The following is a 757-nucleotide window of genomic DNA, read 5'->3' as shown; positions in this document are numbered from 1 at the left end:
TGAACCACCTCAAAGAGCTTAGTGAAGCAGGCATGACCCACCTACACTTAATGCCAGTGTTTGACATCGCGACCATCAACGAAGATCCAGACCAAGTCGCGGATATCGATGAGCCGTTCAGCAAGCTTTGTTCTTTGAATGAATCAATTAAGAACGACAGCCGCTACAGTGATTACTGTTCAAGTGGTGGCACCATCGCCGAAGCCTTTGAAGAGCTCAAAGCGACAGACAGCAAAGACAACGCCGTCGTCGAAGGGCTAAATGAATACGTGCGTTCAGTCGATTCGTATAACTGGGGTTATGACCCATTCCATTACACGGTGCCAGAAGGCTCTTACGCAACTGATGCAGAAGGCACAACCCGTATTCTTGAATTCCGTGAAAAAGATGTTGGCATGAACGTGGTAGTAGACGTGGTGTACAACCACACTAACGCTTCGGGCATGAATGACAAATCGGTACTCGATAAAGTCGTACCGCTATATTACCAGCGTCTGGTTCCAGATTCAGGTATGGTCGAGACTTCGACTTGTTGTGAAAACACGGCGCCAGAGCATGCGATGTTCGCTAAGCTGATTGATGACTCGATTCAAACTTGGGTTGAAGCATACAAGATTGATGCATTCCGTTGGGACTTGATGGGCCACCACCCTCTATCTCAAATGCAACAGACGCTCGCTGCAGCTCGTGAAGTCAATCCAGAAGTTTACTTCTACGGTGAAGGTTGGAACTTTGGTGAAGTTGAAAACAACCGTCG

Annotated in this window: 1 pseudogene; it reads left to right on the top strand. The window is 47.8% G+C overall.

Annotated elements, in window-relative coordinates:
- Positions 1-757 (top strand): annotated as a pseudogene (locus KIV40_RS27345) (DUF3372 domain-containing protein); the annotation flags it as partial.

This window comes from Vibrio sp. D173a (genome assembly GCF_030248475.1).
Note: the sequence above shows the minus strand (reverse complement) of the source record. Positions and strands in the feature narration are given on the sequence as shown.